Annotated in this window: 14 protein-coding genes and 3 pseudogenes; 6 read left to right on the top strand and 11 right to left on the bottom strand. The window is 71.8% G+C overall.

Annotated elements, in window-relative coordinates:
* The first annotated feature begins 118 nt into the window (after nt 1-118).
* A pseudogene (gene map / locus OV079_RS30385) lies at nt 119-878 on the top strand (type I methionyl aminopeptidase).
* A 281-nt stretch (nt 879-1,159) separates the two neighbouring features.
* Here the strand turns inward: map and OV079_RS30380 are convergent.
* From OV079_RS30380 to OV079_RS30370, 3 genes are all read right to left on the bottom strand, one after another.
* Nucleotides 1,160-2,320 carry an acyl-CoA dehydrogenase family protein gene (locus OV079_RS30380; protein WP_267772503.1) on the bottom strand — a complete coding sequence of 387 codons (1,161 nt, stop codon included), beginning with the start codon at nt 2,318-2,320 and terminating at the stop codon, nt 1,160-1,162.
* Nucleotides 2,321-2,703: 383 nt separating this feature from the next.
* Nucleotides 2,704-3,375: a hypothetical protein gene (locus OV079_RS30375; RefSeq protein ID WP_267772500.1), complete on the bottom strand. Its 672-nt coding sequence runs from the start codon at nt 3,373-3,375 to the stop codon at nt 2,704-2,706.
* A gap of 303 nt (nt 3,376-3,678) precedes the next feature.
* On the bottom strand, nt 3,679-4,482 hold the full coding sequence (locus tag OV079_RS30370; protein WP_267772498.1) for a DUF1338 domain-containing protein: 804 nt from the start codon (nt 4,480-4,482) through the stop codon (nt 3,679-3,681).
* A 52-nt stretch (nt 4,483-4,534) separates the two neighbouring features.
* Here OV079_RS30370 and OV079_RS30365 point away from each other — a divergent pair, with 52 nt between their 5' ends.
* From OV079_RS30365 to OV079_RS30355, 3 genes are read left to right on the top strand one after another with little or no spacing between them, the layout of a single operon-like run.
* The gene (locus OV079_RS30365; protein WP_267772496.1) at nt 4,535-4,783 is read left to right on the top strand and encodes a hypothetical protein; all 249 of its coding nucleotides are present in this window, start codon (nt 4,535-4,537) and stop codon (nt 4,781-4,783) included.
* Nucleotides 4,784-4,812: 29 nt separating this feature from the next.
* Nucleotides 4,813-5,466 carry a methyltransferase domain-containing protein gene (locus OV079_RS30360; RefSeq protein WP_267772494.1) on the top strand — a complete coding sequence of 218 codons (654 nt, stop codon included), beginning with the start codon at nt 4,813-4,815 and terminating at the stop codon, nt 5,464-5,466.
* 45 nt (nt 5,467-5,511) lie between these two features.
* Nucleotides 5,512-6,228: a hypothetical protein gene (locus OV079_RS30355; RefSeq protein WP_267772493.1), complete on the top strand. Its 717-nt coding sequence runs from the start codon at nt 5,512-5,514 to the stop codon at nt 6,226-6,228.
* Between the two features lie 48 nt (nt 6,229-6,276).
* Here the strand turns inward: OV079_RS30355 and OV079_RS30350 are convergent, their stop codons facing one another.
* The 4 genes and pseudogenes from OV079_RS30350 to OV079_RS58865 form a co-directional block, all read right to left on the bottom strand.
* A complete protein-coding gene (locus OV079_RS30350) occupies nt 6,277-6,633 on the bottom strand; it encodes a PaaI family thioesterase (protein ID WP_267772492.1) in 357 nt (118 codons plus the stop codon).
* A 149-nt stretch (nt 6,634-6,782) separates the two neighbouring features.
* Nucleotides 6,783-8,016 (bottom strand): annotated as a pseudogene (locus tag OV079_RS58870) (acetyl-CoA C-acetyltransferase).
* An 18-nt stretch (nt 8,017-8,034) separates the two neighbouring features.
* A complete protein-coding gene (locus OV079_RS30340; protein ID WP_267772490.1) occupies nt 8,035-8,445 on the bottom strand; it encodes a hypothetical protein in 411 nt (136 codons plus the stop codon).
* Between the two features lie 70 nt (nt 8,446-8,515).
* Nucleotides 8,516-8,617, bottom strand: a pseudogene (locus OV079_RS58865) (TetR/AcrR family transcriptional regulator); the annotation flags it as partial.
* A 256-nt stretch (nt 8,618-8,873) separates the two neighbouring features.
* On the opposite strand from OV079_RS58865, the gene OV079_RS30330 reads away from it, so the two are divergent.
* Both OV079_RS30330 and OV079_RS30325 read left to right on the top strand, forming a co-directional pair.
* Nucleotides 8,874-9,833, top strand: a complete 960-nt coding sequence (locus OV079_RS30330; protein ID WP_267772489.1) for a DUF6748 domain-containing protein — start codon at nt 8,874-8,876, stop codon at nt 9,831-9,833.
* Nucleotides 9,834-10,490: 657 nt separating this feature from the next.
* Nucleotides 10,491-11,423, top strand: coding sequence for a Kazal-type serine protease inhibitor family protein (locus OV079_RS30325; protein ID WP_267772488.1), 933 nt, complete (start codon nt 10,491-10,493; stop codon nt 11,421-11,423).
* A gap of 216 nt (nt 11,424-11,639) precedes the next feature.
* Here the strand turns inward: OV079_RS30325 and OV079_RS30320 are convergent, their stop codons facing one another.
* The 4 genes from OV079_RS30320 to OV079_RS30305 form a co-directional block, all read right to left on the bottom strand.
* Nucleotides 11,640-11,969 (bottom strand): amidohydrolase family protein, encoded by a 330-nt coding sequence (locus OV079_RS30320; RefSeq protein WP_267772486.1) that lies wholly within the window; start codon nt 11,967-11,969, stop codon nt 11,640-11,642.
* Nucleotides 11,966-13,396 carry an N-acyl-D-amino-acid deacylase family protein gene (locus tag OV079_RS30315; RefSeq protein ID WP_267772484.1) on the bottom strand — a complete coding sequence of 477 codons (1,431 nt, stop codon included), beginning with the start codon at nt 13,394-13,396 and terminating at the stop codon, nt 11,966-11,968. The genes OV079_RS30320 and OV079_RS30315 overlap by 4 nt, the downstream gene beginning before the upstream one ends.
* A gap of 243 nt (nt 13,397-13,639) precedes the next feature.
* Nucleotides 13,640-14,440, bottom strand: a complete 801-nt coding sequence (locus OV079_RS30310) for a hypothetical protein (protein WP_267772482.1) — start codon at nt 14,438-14,440, stop codon at nt 13,640-13,642.
* Between the two features lie 849 nt (nt 14,441-15,289).
* Nucleotides 15,290-16,426, bottom strand: coding sequence for a tetratricopeptide repeat protein (locus OV079_RS30305; protein WP_267772480.1), 1,137 nt, complete (start codon nt 16,424-16,426; stop codon nt 15,290-15,292).
* Between the last annotated feature and the right edge of the window lie 301 nt (nt 16,427-16,727).

The raw sequence follows: 16,727 nt of genomic DNA, 5'->3' as shown, positions 1-16,727 counted from the left end.
CCTCGACGCGAACGTCGCCCGGTCCATGGACGTTGTTCTTCGCGGTGATGTCGCCGCGCCTCGCGCCATACCCAAATGGTATTGGACCGGTCGCGGCGGTCCGGCGCACGCTCGCGGCATGTCGGTGACGATCTACGGGCCGCGCGAGATCGCGGCGATCGAGCGCGCGGGAGCGGCGGCGGCGGGGACTCTGGCGTACGTGGCGGAGCGGCTGCGCGCGGGGGTGACGACGGGGCAGATCGACGCGTGGGTGCGCGAGGACACGGCGCGGCGGGGCGGGCGGCCGAGCCAGCGGGTACCGCGGGGCGGGGCCGGGGCCGTTTCCGGCGAGCGTGTGTACCAGCCGCAACGAGGTGGTGTGCCACGGGGTGCCGCGGGCCGACGTGGTGCTCGCCGACGGCGACATCGTCAACGTCGACGTGACCACCGAGCTCGACGGCTTCCACGGCGACACGTCGGCGACGTTCTGCATCGGGGCGGCGTCGGAGGAGGCGCAGCGGCTGGTGACGACCACGCGGGCGGCCCGCGACGCCGGGATCGCGGCGGTGCGGCCAGGGGCGCGGCTCGGCGACATCGGGGCGGCGATCGTCGAGGTCGCGCGGCGCGGCGGCTACGGGGTGGTGACCGACTTCGGCGGCCACGGGATCGGCCGCCACATGCACGAGGCGCCGCACGTGCCCCACGTCGGCCGCGCGGGCACCGGGCTGCGCCTGCGCGAGGGGATGGTGTTCACGATCGAGCCGATGCTGACGATCGGGACCCCCGAGGTCGAGGTGCTGAAGGACGGCTGGACGGTGGTCACGGTCGACCGCAAGTGGAGCGCGCAGTTCGAACACACGGTGTGCGTGACCGCCGACGGGGCGCGCGTGCTGACGTGAGCGGGCGGAGGAAACGGTCGCGGTGGCGCAGCCGCTGCGAGCAAGCGGGCCCGCGACAGCACGCGCGCTGACGTGGACGGGCGAGGGATACGGTCGCGGTGGCTCCGCGCTGCGAGCAAGCGGGCCCGTGACCGCGCGCGCGGGCGAGGGACGGCTGCCGCTGCGAGCAAGCGGGTCCGTGGCAGCATTGGCGCTGACGAGGAGGCCCGGGTGCAGCGGCGCAGTCTCATGTTTCAAGGGACATGCTCGGAGAGCAGGTCCTCGAAACAGTTGCGTTTCGCTCAGCCCCGGGCGAGCAGGGCGGTGAGGTCCTTTGTAAGATTCTTCTGGTGGGCCTCGATGGTGCCGCCGCCGATCTCGAGCAGCTTGGCGTCGCGCCACAGGCGCTCGACCGGGAACTCCTTGCAGTAGCCGGCGCCGCCCATGACCTGCATGGCGTAGTCGGCGACCTGCTTGCCGACGGGGGCGGCGAACAGCTTGGCGGCGTCGGAGCCGACGCGGTTGCGGACGTCGGGGCCGATGTCGCGGGCCACGTTGTAGACCAGGCACTTGGCGGCCTCGGTCATCGCGAAGCCGTCGGCCAGGTAGCGCTGGATCTGCCCGAAGCGGTTGATGCTCTGGCGGAACGCGTGGCGCTCCTCGGCGTAGCGGACCATGATGTCGACGCAGCGGTCGGCGATGCCGACGCTCATCGCCGCCAGGGTGGTGCGCTCGATCTCGAGGTTGCGCATCATGTGCGTGAGGCCGCTGCCGACCTCGCCGAGGACGTTCGCGCCGGGCACCTTGCAGTCCTCGAAGATCAGCTCCGACATGGTCGAGGCGCGCATGCCGAGCTTGTCGATGTGGTTGCTGGAGCGGAAGCCGGGGCAGTCGCGGTCGACGACGAAGGCGGTGATCCGGCCCTCGACCTTGGCGTAGACGAGGAAGCAGTGGCCCTCGCAGCCGTTGGTGATGTACGTCTTGGTGCCGTTCAGGACCCAGCCGTCGCCGTCGCGCACGGCGGTGGTGGTCATGCCGAGGACGTCGGTGCCGGCGCCCGGCTCGGTCATGCCCATGCCGGCGACCCACTCGCCCGACAGCACGCGCGGCAGGTAGCGCGAGCGCTGCTCGGGGTTCGAGCAGTGGTAGAAGTTGTTGACGAACAGCATCGAGTGGGCCAGGTACGCCAGGGTGAAGCCGGGGTCGTACTTGGCGAGCTCGTGGTGCACGATGACGGCCGCGACCGCGTCCATGCCGGCGCCGCCGTCGGCCTCTGGGATGGTGATGCCGAGCAGGCCGAGGTCGCCGAGGCGGCGGAACAGCGGGACGTTGAGCTCGCCCTTGTGGTCGTGCAGGGCGGCCTGCGGCTCGACTTCGCGCGCGGCGAAGTCGGCGACCATCTGCCGCAGCATGCGGTGCTCTTCCGTGGGGTTGAACAGCAGGTCCGAGGCGAGTCGCTCCATGTCGAGTCAAGGGTGGCACCGCTCGGCGCCGGCGCAGAAGCCCGCCGGACGTGCGATGGCTCATCGCTGCGGCTGCTCACCGGGCTCGGCAGTCGCGCCGCCGGGCGCCTGGCGCTACGACTCGACCAGTTTGGCCCGCACGTAGGCCTCGTAGTCGGCGCGCATCGGCAGCTCGAGGTCGGGGGAGATCCACGGCCTGTCGTCGGCGTCACGCGCCCACGCCAGACCGACGCCGCGGCGCTGCCACAGCGGGAGCTCGGCGAAGTTGGTGCCGGCGCGGAACAGCAGCTCGTGGCGCGCGTCGGGCCCGAGCCCGGCGAGCTCGGCGGTCGCTTCGCCCTCGCTGCGGCCCGCGGCGCGCAGGTCTCGGCCCTACCTTCGCGCTATTCAGGCGCTGCCGCCGCCGCCGACGACGCGATGGTCGGGAGGCTCGCAAAGAGGTCCTCTCCCGCAGCGAAGCGCTCGCACCTGTCATCGCCCGCCGCGAGCGCGAGTTCCAGGGCCGCCATGAACTCGAGCAATCTCATGTCGAGCTTCAGCGCCGCGAGCGCGACATTCGCGCTGGCGACGATCAACTTGTCGTACTGCCTGCGGACGCGGTCGATCGGGAGGCCTCCGCGCGCCTGTCCGTCCTCGCGGATGCTCTCGCACGCGTCCGCATCGAAGGAATGGAACATCCGGCAATTGAACGGCCTGAACTCGTAGACCGAGCAGTTTCCGCCCACATTGAGCGGGCACAGGTACCCTCGCTGCGGGTCGCCATGCTGCAGCGCAGCCTTGCGATCCTCCATCCGCCGCGCGAGCTCGAGCCGGTCCTGGGCCGAGAAAGTGCGGGCCACGACATGAGCGACGAGCACCGCCTCCGCGCCGACTACGCCGACCGGGGAATGACAACAGTGGTTGCAGCCCGGCTTGCACGCGAGCTGCATCTCCGTATCACCGAAGCGCAGCGCGCTCGGCCGAGATGCGGCGAGCCCGTCGTGGTGCTTGTGCCAGGTCTGGGTCGCCCAGAGCGCCCCGATCGACTTCGGGTGTCTGTCGTGGCCGGCGAGCACGTCGGTGAGGACCTTGAGGTGGAATTCTTTGTCTCGCCCGGGAGGTCGGAGATTGGCTCGACCCCGTATTTGACGAGCAGTTGTTCCGGGCCCGTGTCACGCACGCTCGGCGCCGCAGGGCTGACAGTGGGCGCCGCTCGCTGTTGACGCCCCCGCGCCCGTTCTCGGCGAGCCCTGGACTCCTTGCCCACGGCCCGAGGGTACGCGTGTGCCTCCAAGCGCGCAAGGCGCTCACTGTAGCGCTAGCGCCGCCTTCCGAGGGCCATGCGCGCGAACAGGGTAGCCTCGCGGTGGGTGCGGCGGTCACGAGACGAGCCTCCGGTCGGTGCTCTCGAAGATCTTGTCGGCCGAGCCCTCGATGAAGCCGCGGAACTGCCGGCCGTCGGGGCCGGGCCAGCGGCGCGCGAACTCGTAGTAGCAAGCGGGCACGGCGAAGGTGCCGTCGGTGAATTCGACGTCGACGACGTCGGCCACGGTCGACGATTGCTCGAGGCCCTGCGCGGGCGAGCCCTTGATCTCGCCGCCGGCGCCATTGAGGCGCAGGCCGCGGGCTTTGAGGAATTCGTCGAGCGCCGCGAGGTCGCCGAGGCGCGCGAGGGCGTGGACGGCGACGGTGAAGTGGTTGGCCCGCCAGCCGAACGCGGCCAGCCAGGCGGCGTACTCGCTCTCGCGCCGCAGCGCCTCGACGTCGGCGTGGGCGACCTGCCACGGGCGGCCGCGCGCGCACAGGTCCGGCGCGGCGAACGTGGCCTCGGGGACCTGCGCGAGGAGGCTTCGGACCATGTCCTGAAGGCCAGGTGAGAACGGGTCGAGGACGAGCTCGCTGACGAATACGAGCGGGAGGTCGGGGTCGTCGTGGGCGAAGTGACGGGCGACGAGGCGCTTCTCCGCGAACCGGTAGGCGCCGGCGGCGCGGTAGCCGGCGCGCACGAACGGCCGCGCCAGGACGTCGATGTCACAGCGTGGATCTCCCCAGGTGCGCAGGGCGATGTGGTCGTGGACGACGTGCTCGCCGGCCTCTGCCAGGAGCGCGTCGATCCGCTCGACCTGCGGGTTCAAAGCGGCGTAGTCGCGCCTCAGGCGAACGAGGAGGTCGTGGATGGCCACGGCGCCAGGATAGCGCTTGCGGCGGCGGCGCGGACGCGCCAAGTTCGCGCGCGTGGATTTCCGTTCGTTCAAGCTCCATCGGCCGGATCGGCACGTGCGCGCGGTGGTCGTCGGCGCCCGCGGCGAGCAAGGCCGCGACCTCGAGGGCGAGGCCTACGCGCGCGTCGACGCGGTCGCCGAGCCGATGTGGGCGGCGTTCGGGCGCCACGCAGGCGCCCCGGTCCGCGCGGTCGCGGTCGACGCATTCGCCCGCCACGCGACGCTGTCCGTCGACGACCCGGCCCGTCCGGGCTGCGGCTGACGCCGGCCGAGTTCGAGGCGTTCGTCGACGTGATCGCCCCGGTGGCCCGGGCGATCCGCGCCAAGCTGTTCGTGCGCACGCCCGACGCCGCCGGCGCAAACCCGGGCGAGGCGAGGTTCTGGGACCCGCTGTTCGCCGCCGACGCCGGCGGCTGGGAGCTCGGGCGGGCCGCGCCGCCGCTGGTGGCATGGTTCTCGGAACATGTCCCGAAGGGCATGCAGGCGCTGGTCCCCGGCTGCGGCCGCGGGCACGAGGCGCGCCTGCTGGCGGCGCTCGAGGCGACGGTCACGGCGATCGACCTGGCGCCGACGGCGATCGCGCAGGCGCAGGCGATGACGCCCGCGGGCCTGGCGATCACGTTCGCGGTGCAGGACCTGTTCGCGCGGATCGGTCAACCGCCGGCGTTCGACCTGGTGGTCGAACACACCTGCTTCTGCGCGATCGACCCGGCCCGCCGCGACGACTACGTGACGGCGGTGGCCGACTCGCTGCTGCCCGGCGGGATGCTGGTGGGCCTGTTCTACGCCCACGGCCGCCCCGGCGGGCCGCCGTTCACGACCGACCGCGCCGAGGTCGAGCGCCGCTTCGCGCCGCGCTTCGCCATCGAGCAGCTCGAGGTGGCGCACGGGTCGACGCTGATCCGCCACCGCCAGGAGCTGTTCGCGGTGATGCGTCGCCGGTGATGCGATTTCGCGCGGCGGCGCGGGGCTGCGCCGCGATGGCGGGACTTGCCACGCGCGCCGCGGGCTGGCAATCGTGCGCCATGTCCAGCCGCCCGCAGTACCTCCTGTGTCTGTTCCTCGCCTCCGCGTGCGGAGAGCGGCGACACGACGACCGCCGCCTCGACCGGGACCGAGACGACGAGCCCCACGACCGACCCCGCGACCACCGGCACCTCCGAGGCGCCGACCACCAGCGGTGATTCGAGCAGCAGCACGACCACGAGCGGCGAGTCGAGCAGCAGCACGAACGGCGAGGCGAGCAGCGGCACGACCGGCAGCGGCGAGGACCTCGAGATGCAGGCCGAGGACTTCACGTGCATCCTCGAGTGGGAGAAGGTCCGCAAGTTTCGCATCACCAACCTGCTCGGGCACACGGACGAGGCCCTCGAGGTCGCCAACAACCCGGCCGGCGGCACGTATCCGGTCGGTACCGTGATTCAGCTGATCCCGGGCGAGGCGATGGTCAAGCGCGCGGCCGGCTGGGCCCCGGACAACTCGGACTGGGAGTTCTTCGCGCTCGATGTCACGGCCGAGGGCACGACGATCATGGCGCGCGGGACCCAGGACGTGGTCAACGGCTTCGGCGGCAACTGCTTCGATTGCCACGCGAAGGCGGCGCCGCAGTGGGACCGGATCTGCGAGGAAGGCCACGGCTGCGACCCGCTGCCGTTCACGCCCGAGCAGATCGAGATGGTGCAGATGGCAGACCCGCGCTGCCCGTGAGGTGCAGGGCGCGATCTCGCGGCGATCTCGCGTCCTCGGCCGACGATGCTAGCGGCCCGCGGCCATGTCGCCGCGGAGGATCATGCACGTGCTGGCGAGGCGGGCGACGAGGCTCTGCTTGTCGTCGACGACGTCGCACTCGATATAGCAGATCGTGCGGGTGCGCTTGACGATCCGCGCGTTCGCGGTGAGCAGCTGATTCCACACCGGTTTGAAGAAGTTGGACTTGAGCTCGAGGGTGGTGAACGATTCGCCGCGCTCGAGGATCGAGCCGACCGCGGTGCCCATGGCGAGGTCGGCGAGGTCGCAGAGGACGCCGCCGTGGAGGGTGCCCATGGGGTTGGCGTGGCGCTCGGGGTCGGCCTGCAGTTCGGCGGCGGCGACGCCGTCCTCGGCGCGGAGCATGCGAATGCCGAGGAGGCGGGCGATCGGAGGGTGGGGAGCTCCCCGGCCATCACCCGCGCGAACCATTCGCGCGGGTGAATGACCGGGGCGTCGCTCTTCGGCGGAGGATTGGTGGCAGTCGAAGACATGACGGGGAGCTCCTATTTTGTTCAGACGCGCTCGACGATGACGGCGATGCCCTGGCCGCCGCCGATGCACATGGTCACGAGGCCGGTGGCGAGGTCGCGGCGCTCGAGCTCGTCGACGACGGTGCCGAGCAGCATGGCCCCGGTGGCGCCGAGCGGGTGGCCGAGGGCGATCGCGCCGCCGTTGACGTTGACGCGCCCCGGGTCGACGCCGAGGCTGCGGGTGGTCTCGAGCACGACCGCCGCGAAGGCCTCGTTGATCTCCCACAGGTCGATGTCACCGACCTGCATGCCGGCCTGCTGCAGGGCCTTGCGCGACACCGGGGCCGGCGCGGTCAGCATGAGCACCGGATCGCTGCCGATCGTGGCGATGCTCTTGATCACGGCCCGCGGCTTCAGGCCGTGGGCCCGCGCGTACGCCTCCGAGCCGATCAGCACCGCGGCGGCGCCGTCGGTCAGCGGGCTCGAATTGCCGGCAGTGTGCAAATGCTCGATGCGCGCGGTGTCGGGGATTGGGCCAGGGCGATCTGGTCGAGCGTGCGGCCGTCGGGCGTGACGGCCGTGTTGCCCAATTCGACGAACGACGGGGCGAGCTTGGCCAGGCCGGCCAGGCTGGTGTCGGGTCGGACCAATTCGTCGCGCGCGAGCACGACCTGGCCGGTGGCCGGATCGACGACCGGGACGAGGGCGCGGTGGAAGCGGCCCTGCTCGACGGCGATTGTGGCCTTGCGGTGCGAGTCGGCGGCGAAGCCGTCGAGCTGCTGGCGCGTGAAGCCCTCGCGGGTGGCGATGAGGTCGGCGCTGATGCCCTGGGGGATCTGGAACACGCGCTCGCGTAGGCGGGCGTTGTGGCCGTCCTGGCCGCCGCCGTCGCTGCCCATCGGCACGCGCGACATGCTCTCGACGCCGCCGGCGACGATCAATTGTTGAAAGCCCGAGGCGGCGCCGTAGGCCGCCATGGCGATGGCCTGCAGGCCCGAGCCGCAGAAGCGGTTGAGCGACACGCCGCTGACCTCTTGCGGCCAGCCGGCGGCCAGCACCGCGTTGCGGGCGATGTTGGCGCCCTGCTCGCCGACCTGCGACACGCTGCCGACGACCACGTCGTCGACCTCGGCGGCGGTGATGCCGGCGCGCGCGACCAGACCATTGAGGGCCTGCGCGAGGAGCTCTTGCGGGTGAATGGCGCTGAGGCTGCCCTTGCCGGCCTTACCGCGACCGCGGGGGTGCGAACAGCGTCGAGGATGAGTGCCTTGCCCATGATACATGTCCTCCGGGACTAATCGTTGCGGAACGCCTGTCGCGCGAAATCGCGGCAGGACTTGAGGATCTCGTCGGAAACAGGGGTGCCCTTGAGGGCGCGCGCGAGGCTGAGGCCGCCGTACATGAGGGACAGCAGGGCGAGCGCGCGCTGGCGGCTGGGCGCCGATCGGTCGGCGATGCATTCGGCCAGGGCGTCGGCGTAATCGCCGAGCTCGTGGGCGAGGCCCTCGCGCACCGGTTCGCCGGCCTGCGCCACGTCGGCGACCACGGCCGGCAGCGGGCAGCCCTCGCCGGGGTTGTCCCGGTGGCTGCGCGAGAGGTAACGGCGGACCACGAAGGAGACCGCCTCGACGCCGCGCAGCTTGCCGGCGCCGGCGACCAGGTTGCCCCACAGCTCGCGCAGCGACTGCCGCAGCGAGGCGGACACCAGCGCCTCCTTGGATCTCGAAGTGGGCGTAGAAGCCGCCGACGGTCAGGCCGGCGCCCTTCATCACCTCGGCCACGCTGGCCCCGCCGATGCCGCGCTCGCGCAGCAGACGGGTCGCCGAGGCGAGGATGTCTTGCCGGGTGCGCTCTTTCTGTTCGGTTCGGACGGTCACGGCGGGCCTCCTGGCGGACGGTTCGAGATGACGCCTGTAATATTACGGCCGTCATTCGAGATGTCAAGCGGGGAGGCGCCAGGGGCGCTTGCGCGGTGGTGCGCATGTAGGCGTAGGGTGTACTCGGAGGACCCCTGCGGCCGCCGGGGTGGCGACGGATCACGGGCGCGCGGGGCCGTTTCGTCACGATGCTGAAGTGAGGCGATTGGCTTGCGGCGCGGGTCTCATCGCATAGAACCTGCGGAGTTCGCTCGTCATGCGCGTCGCATTGGGGATAGCCTGCGTCCTGTCGTCGCTCCTCGCGTGCGGTCGGCTGGCGCCGCCGAAGGGCAGCGCGGAGGTCGACGAGACGGCGGCCAGCGCGCCCGATCCGGAGTCCTTCTATCGCGTGACCCGTCGTGACGACCGCGAGTGCGAGGGGCTCGTGTGCGGCGGCTTCTCCGCCCGACGCGTGGATCATGACACCGCAGTATGTGGTGATGGATCGCGGCGGCGGGAGTGCCCCGTCGGTGTGATCGATCTGTCGGCGCTCGGGCTCGAGGCCGGGCGCGAGCAGGAGCTGCGCGTGGCGATCGAGGACGGACGGGGGCTGGTCCGCGGCACGCTCGCGCGCCAGGGCGCGCTGATCGTCAGCGAGGGCTGGTTCGGGCGCACGGGGGCCGCGCCGAGCGGCGCGATTTATCGCCTCAACGGGATCTACGCCGGCTGCGCGCGGAAGCCGTGTCCGCTGGCGCACGCGTATCGCCTCAATGCGGGGTGGGACACCGTGATCGGGGGGCTCGACCTCGCGGGCACGGGGGTATCGCCGGGGGTCGAGGCGCTGACGCGGCGGGCGATGCACGCCACGCCCGACGGGGTATTGGTGGCAGGGACGACGCGGCTCGTCCGCGGGCCGGGCGGCAGCATGCAGGAATTGGTGGCCAGCGAGATCTACACGCGGGCGATCCCCGCGGGCGGGGTCGCGTGCGCGGGTGGCATGTGCGCGCCGGGGGAGTTCTGTCAGACGCCGCCCGGGCAGTGCGCGGCGATCGATCGCGGCACCTGCAGCGGGCCGGTCGGGGCGCACACCGTCGAGTTCGCGCCGGTGTGTGGTTGCGACGGCAAGACCTATCAAAATGACGGGGCGCGCTGGCTCGGTCGCACGGGCCGGGCCCACGAGGGCGCCTGCAAGTCGCCGGCGAAATCACCGCACACGCGCGGCGAGGGCTCGCATTGAGGGGCGCGGGAAGACCAGACGTCGACATGTCCTGATCGACATGTATCGAGTGCTTCGATGCGCTTCGGCGCAGCGGGGGTGCTTTCGCCGGCCCTGGAAGGGCCGGTCGCTTCTCCAGCCGCGGCGGTGCGTCCGCAACGAATTTCCGGGCGCGCGGCAGGCGGCGGAGCGAGCTGTCCCGGGGGACAGGCAGGCAGCCCGGCCTCGGGTCTCGCGCGAGCGACGAGGCGGAGGCGCGGCGCGGTCCCGGCCTCGACGGTGAGTGGGTGTGCGGCGGCGCGAACAAAGATGTCCCGAGGGACATGTCGGTGACAGGCGTCCGGGACGACCGCGACGGCGCCCCGCGTGTGTGAACCCTCGCGGGGCGTTCGTGCCCGCGCGGCCCGGCCCGGCCGCGCTGCACCTTCAAAAAACATTCACGTGACATGTTTGGGAGGACATGTCACGGCGGCCATGGGCCCGTAGCACCGACTTGTGGGTCGGGCGTCGCAAGGTGGGCGATGGATCGCGGAGTCGATGCCTCGTTACGTCACGAGCGGTCGCGGCGCCGGGGCTATTGCATCACGGGGGTCTTGGCATAGAACTCCCGCGCCTCCGCCGAGGCCCTTCATCACCATGCGCCATTCATCGTCTGTCTTGTTGGCCTGTGCCGCTGTTTTGTCGCTCTTCCCCGCTTGCGACGGTCCCGCCCCGAAGAATCCGGAGGAGGACCACGACCAGAGCGGGCCCAGCGATCCCGAGCAGGAGACGTTCTACGTGGTGACCCGTCGCGACGTCCGCAAGTGCGCGGCGCCGGCCTGCGGCGGCTTCTACGTCCAGCGCGTCAATCAGGGCACCACCACCTGCGCCGACGGCAAGGCGGACAAGGAGTGCTATGTCGGCACCGTCGATCTGGCGGCGCTGAAGCTCGACGCGAACAGCCAGAACACGTTCCTCGCCGCGTTCGCGGAGGGGCACGCGCTGGTCCGCGGGACGATCGGGCGCGAGGCCGATCCGAACTTCGCCGACGTCGGCGTGCTGCAGGTCAGCGAGGGCTGGGCCGGGCGTGTCGGCACCAAGCCGAACGGGGACTTTTATCGGCTGCGCGGGATCCATGCCAAGTGCTCGGCGATGCCGTGCCCGATGGCGCACGCGTTCCGCCTCAACACCGGCTGGGACATGATGGTCTCGGGCGTCGACTTCGCGGCCAGCGGGGCGTCGCAGGAGGTCCAGGACGCCGTCCGCCAGGTGATGTACGAGACGCCCGAGGGCGTCCTCGTCGCCGCCACGTCCTCGGAGGTGACGGGGCCCAACGGGACGAAGCCGGCGCTGGTGACCAGCGAGCTGTACACGCGCGCGGGCACGCCGGCCGCTGCCCCCAATCCGGAGTGCGGCGGGATCCGCGGGCTCTCGTGCGGCGAGGGCCAGTTCTGCGATCCGAGCCAGTGCGGCGGCGCCGACATCGGCGGGACCTGCCGCGCCAAGCCCGAGGCGTGCACGTTCGACTACAACCCCGTGTGCGGCTGCGACAGCAAGACCTACGGCAACGACTGCGCGCGTCTGTCGGCCGGGGTCGGGCTCGCGAACCCGGGCGAGTGCGAGAAGAATTGAGCTGTCCGAAGGGACAGGTGAAGGGCTGGTCGGTGAACCTCGCCCGCGGCACGGATGACTGAGGACATGTCCCGAAGGACATGTCATCAGGCGCCGGGGCGGAGCCGAAGCGCTCGCGGCCGAGCTCAGGGGCGGGCGGGCCATCCGTCAGGCCGCGCGGCCGGCGAACCTCGCGCGGCGAAGCGGGATGGTCTCCATGTCCCGAAGGACATGTCCTCAGGCGCCGGGGCGGAGGACGGTGCCGAAGCGCTCGCGGCCGAGCTCGGGCGCGAGCGCGCCGTCGTGCCAGGCCGTGCGGCCGGCGACGAGGACGCGGCGGACGGCGGCGTCGTTGCGGCGCACCAGGCGGCGCAGCTCGCTGAACGGGCCGGCGGCGGCGGGCGGGGCGACCGGCTGCTCGTGGAGGGCGTCGAGGCGGTCGTCGAGGGCCTCCGGGTCGACGACGACGAGGTCGGCGCGGGCGCCGGGGGCGAGCCGGCCGGCGTCGAGGCCGAACCATTGCGCGAGCTCGCCGGTGACGCGGTGGACCGCGCGCTCGGGGCTCATGATCGGACGGCCGCGCGCGCCGCGGCCCGCACCATTCGCAACAGGCGCAGCGGGAAGTTGTAATAGGCCATGTTGCGCAGGTGCGCGCCGGCGTCGGAGAAGCCGATCTGGGCGTAGGGGTGGCGGACGATCCACTCGAGCCGGTCGGGGCGGTCGTTGGCGACGATCGTCTGCCAGCGCAGGGCGGTGCCGTGCTCGGCGACGAGGTCGAGGAGGGTGTCGATCGGGTCGCTCCTGCGCGCCGCGGCGACCTCGGCGAACGACTTGCCGACGAGCTGGTCTTCAGGACATGCGAGGATCTGCGTGCGCCGGAGGTCGCGGTGGTAGGCGCGGCCGCGCAGGCGATCGCGCCACTGGCGGCGGAACCGCCGGCGATACGCGGGATCGCGCAGGAGGGCGGCGCGGGCCCCGGGCTCCTCGAGGTGGAGCGCCTCGGTGCCGGCGCCGAATTCCTCGAACACCGGGACCTCGATGCCGTCGACCCACATGTCGAACGGATTGGGCAGGGCCTGAAACCGCAGGTCGCCGCCGAGCAGGTGATTGACGAGTCGCGTCAATACGCCGGCGACGCGGTGGACGCCGCGGGCGGGCGGGGCGTCCATCATGGCGATGAGGGTGGTCTTGAGGGCGGCGCGGGCGATGCCGGTGCTGAGGGCGGCGAACAGCAATACGTTGAGCTTGGTCGACACGTCGGGCACGCCCTGGAGGACGCGGCCGCGGGCCCGCAGGACCGCGGCGAGGGCCCGGTACTCCGACCAAGAGGCGAACACCGAGGGCGTCGGGCGGCTGCGGAATTGCTGGCCGTCCATCTTGTCCCACGGCAAAGTGTTGATCGACAGGCCGAGGAAGCCGGCGTCGAGGGCCTCGTGCAGCAGCGCCTTCATGCGCGCGAGCTCGTCGGGGCGCGGGGCGGCGCGCGCGTCGAGGCTGCGGCCGAGGCCCATCGCGGCCGCGCGGATCGCCGAGTGGCCGAGCAATGCGGCGACGTGCGGCCCGAGCGGCAGCCGCTCCAGGTGCTGCAAATAGCTGGCCGGCCCGTCCCAGTCTTTCACGCGCGCAAGCATCGGCGCGACGCAGGCGCGGGGGATCCCCTCGACCCGACAGAACATGTCGGCCAGCTCGTCCGGCTCGCCGACCGCCAGGCTCAATCCGCAGCTGCCGAGGAATACGGTCGTGACGCCGTGGCGCACGGATTCGCCGAGTGCTGGCCATAGCTCGAGCTCGGCGTCGTAATGGGTGTGGATGTCGAGGAAGCCGGGGGTGACCCAGCAGCCGCGGACGTCGACCGGTTCGACGGTTTCACCCACGGTCGAGCCCGGTGGCAGAAGGGCCGCGATCGCGCCGGCATCGACCAATACGTCGAGCTCGCGGGCCGGGTTGCCGAGGCCGTCGAACACGAGGCCGCCGCGGAGGACCTGGGGGCGCATGCCTCAGCGTAACAGGCGGCGCGGGGGCCGGACAGCGCGCGGGGGCCGCGAATCGACGGATGTCTCGAGAGGCAGGTGCTGATACGGCGGGGAATCTACCGAGCGGCGAATCGTGCGAGGCACGTCGGCCGCGACTGGGTGCTGGGGACGACGGACGGGCCGTGACAGGGTTTGTTCGAGCTTTGTACTCTCCGCGTCGCGCGGCGGTGTCTATTCGCGGCGAGGGAGCCGCGAGGGGAACTGCTAGGCCAGCGGGGCGGCCGCCTCGGCGGAGGCGGTGAAGACCTGATAGACGGTGTCGGGGCCCTCGCCCTCGCGGCGGATGGCGCCGGCCTTGACCAGGCGATTGAGCACGGCCCGCAGATCGTCGGGCTGCAGGCCGACGCGCGGGCGCAGGTCCTTGGCCCGGATCGGCTCGCTGGTGGTGCGCAGGGCGTTCATGACCAGGGTGTCGGGATCGAAGCGATTGTGCTGGGCGAGCGTGCGAGACATGGCGCTGCGCACGACGTCGACATTGCTGCGATCGGAGACCGGTGCGATCTCGAGCTGGGCCGGCTCGGGCCGCGGGCGCCGCTGCGGGGCCTCGCTGCGCGCCACCCTGGGCGTCTGATTGGCGGCCGCCGGCTCGGGGCGGACCGCGAGCGCGGGCGCGGGCGCCTCGAGGGCCCGGGCGGCGGCGTCGGCGGCGGCCTGGGCCTCGGCGAGGTCGCCGGCGGAGACCGGCGATTGCGGAGCAGAGACCGGCCGCAATCGCGGGCGGGGCTCCTGCGGCGAATCGACGGACTTGTCGACGACACGCCCGGCGGCGCGGCGCGGGCTCTTGGCGGCGGCGGGCCGGGTGACCTCCGGGGCCGCGGTGCCGCCGAGCAGGGAAGACACCGGGAGGGTGCCGACGCTGCGTGCGGCGGGGCTGGTGAGGATCTCGCCGAGCTCGCGCAAGGTGAGACTGGGTAGTTCGTCCTGAATGAGCTGCAAGAACACCCGACGCTCGTGGTCCATCAGGGAGTCCCAGAGCTGGCGTTGAATCTGCTCGAACGTGGTCACACTCCGAGGTTACACGATCCGTGTAGAAACATCCATCGCAATCGTACGAGACAGTGATGCCGATGGCCGTCGGCGGACACCTGCGGCGAGCATGTGTCCGCTGCTGTCCGATCGGCCAGACGAGGCCGTCCAGGCCCTGCAGCGAATCGGCCGCCGCCCGTGTGTCCGCGAATGACTCCATTGTGGTCAGCGGCCCATTCGTCCATTGCCGCGCCGCATTGCCGGCGCGGTTCCGCCCCGGGGCGAGGTATGACGATTGCCGACCTGCGATCAGAAAGCGGTCCGCTCGAGCTCGAAGTCGGCGAACGCCCACGCGTCGAGGTAGTCCCGCTCGGCCTTCCGCGCGGCCGACTTCTTCTTTTGCGCCGCCAGCGACTTCCACAGGCCGAAGTAGGACCAGCCGTTGTTGGGGTTTCTCGCCAGGTCGGCGCGGTAGACGGCCTCGGCCTCGCGCGCGCCCGGCGTCGAGGAGGGCGGCGCCGAGGTAGTGACGGACCGGATAGAACCAATCGGCGGGCTCGTTGTAGGCGAGGGTGTCGGCGAGCGCGACGGCCCGCTCCCACCGCGCGACCGTCTCCGGCGAGCGCTCCGCCTGGGCGGCCCGCGCCTCGACGATGTCGGCCGCGAGCTGCAGCACCCGCCTGCCCTGATTGAGGCCCGCGAGCTGATCCTCGGGCAGCTGGCGCATGATGTCGCGGATCTGCATCGCCTCGGCGTAGGCGCCCTCGATCTCGTCGGTCGCTGCCAGCGCCATGCCCCGCGCGTGGTGCCACAAGGCGACCAGCGTCCGGTACTTCGGATCGGGCTTGGAGGCGCCGAACACCTCGTCCCACCGGCCGAAGCGGACCATCACCAGCAGCGGCTCGGACAGAAAGAAGTCCATGCCCGGCATGCCGCACACGATGTCGCGCGGCATGTGCTCGGCCGACTTGCGCGCGGCCTCGAGCGACTCGGCGCTGCGCCCCTGCATCGAGGTGGCATAGGCGAGGAAGCCGTATTGTGGGCGAGGTAGAGCGGATAATAGCCGATCGGCTCGACGCGGGCCAGGTAGCGGGCGTCGACCTGGATCGCGCGCCGGTTGGCCTCGGCGGCGTCGCCGTAGCGGCCGACCCGCTGATAGACGTGGGCCGGCATGTGGACCATGTGACCGGCGCCCGGCATCAGCGCCGGCAGCCGGTCGGCGGCCGCGATGGCCCGCTCCGGCCGCGGCGAGGCCTCGACGGCGTGGATGTAGAAATGATTGGCGCCAGGGTGCGATTCGTCGCGCGCGAGCACCGATTCGAGGGTGTCGACGATCTCCAGCGTGCCCGGCGCAGCGACCCCGTCGTCGCTCCACAGCCGCCACGGGTTGACGTTCATCAGCGCCTCGGCGAACAGGACCTGGACGTCGAGGTCGTCCGGGAAGCGCCTGGCGACGTCGCGCATCTCGGCGGCGTAGATCCGGTTATAGGCCTCCATCTCGGGCGGCGGCGCGTACTCCGAGCCCTTGAACCGCCGCGCCAGGGCGGCCACCAGGGCGACCTCCACCGGCTGACCGTATTGCGCGTGCTCCTGCGCCCGCGTGACCGCGTCCCAGGCGGCGTGGGCCCGGTCGGGCAGCATCGGGATGTTGTAATTGGGGCCCAGGGCGTAGGCGACTCCCCACAGACACATCGCGCAGCTCGGGTCGAGCTCGACCGCGCGGGCGAACGAGCGCGCGGCCTCGTCGTGGTTGAATCCATAGAGGAGGTTCAGGCCCTGGTCGAAGAAGGCCTGCGCCTGTGGCGATTGCGTGGTGACCGGCCGCCTGTGTTCGCCGAGGTCGTCGAACAGCACGGCGCCGCGCGCCAGCGACTTCAAGGTCCACGACTCGCCGCCCCCGGGGTCGCCCGCGCCGCCCCGGGCCGCCAGCGGCGAGCCGCCGCCCGGCGGTACGGACGCCGGGTCGCCGACCTGCCGGCCGCAGGCGCACAGGGCCATGACGGCGATCGTTCGCGCTCGAGACATGACAGTCAGGCTCCGCAGCTCAAGGTACGCCGAGTCGCAAGCCGCGCCCGAGAGGTCGCCGGGCCCCTCGCAGACGCTCGCCGCAGTGGGCTGGCGGCGACCGATTCGGGCGGTCGGCGGCCGGCGTCGGCGCCCTCCTGCGGGGGCGCGCTCGACCGCGCCGCGGCGCCTTCCTCATTCAGTGGCTGCAGCGGCCGCGGCCGCGACGACGCAGGCGTGACGCGGGTCGCACGCCGCCAGGAGGACGTGACGCGCGAGGCACGGACGTCACAGACGAAGGGCAATCCGTCGGTTCGCCACC

It is taken from the genome of Nannocystis pusilla (assembly GCF_026626665.1).
Taxonomy (GTDB): Bacteria; Myxococcota_A; Polyangia; order Nannocystales; family Nannocystaceae; genus Nannocystis; species Nannocystis pusilla.
This window is presented reverse-complemented; position numbering and strand designations above follow the sequence as displayed.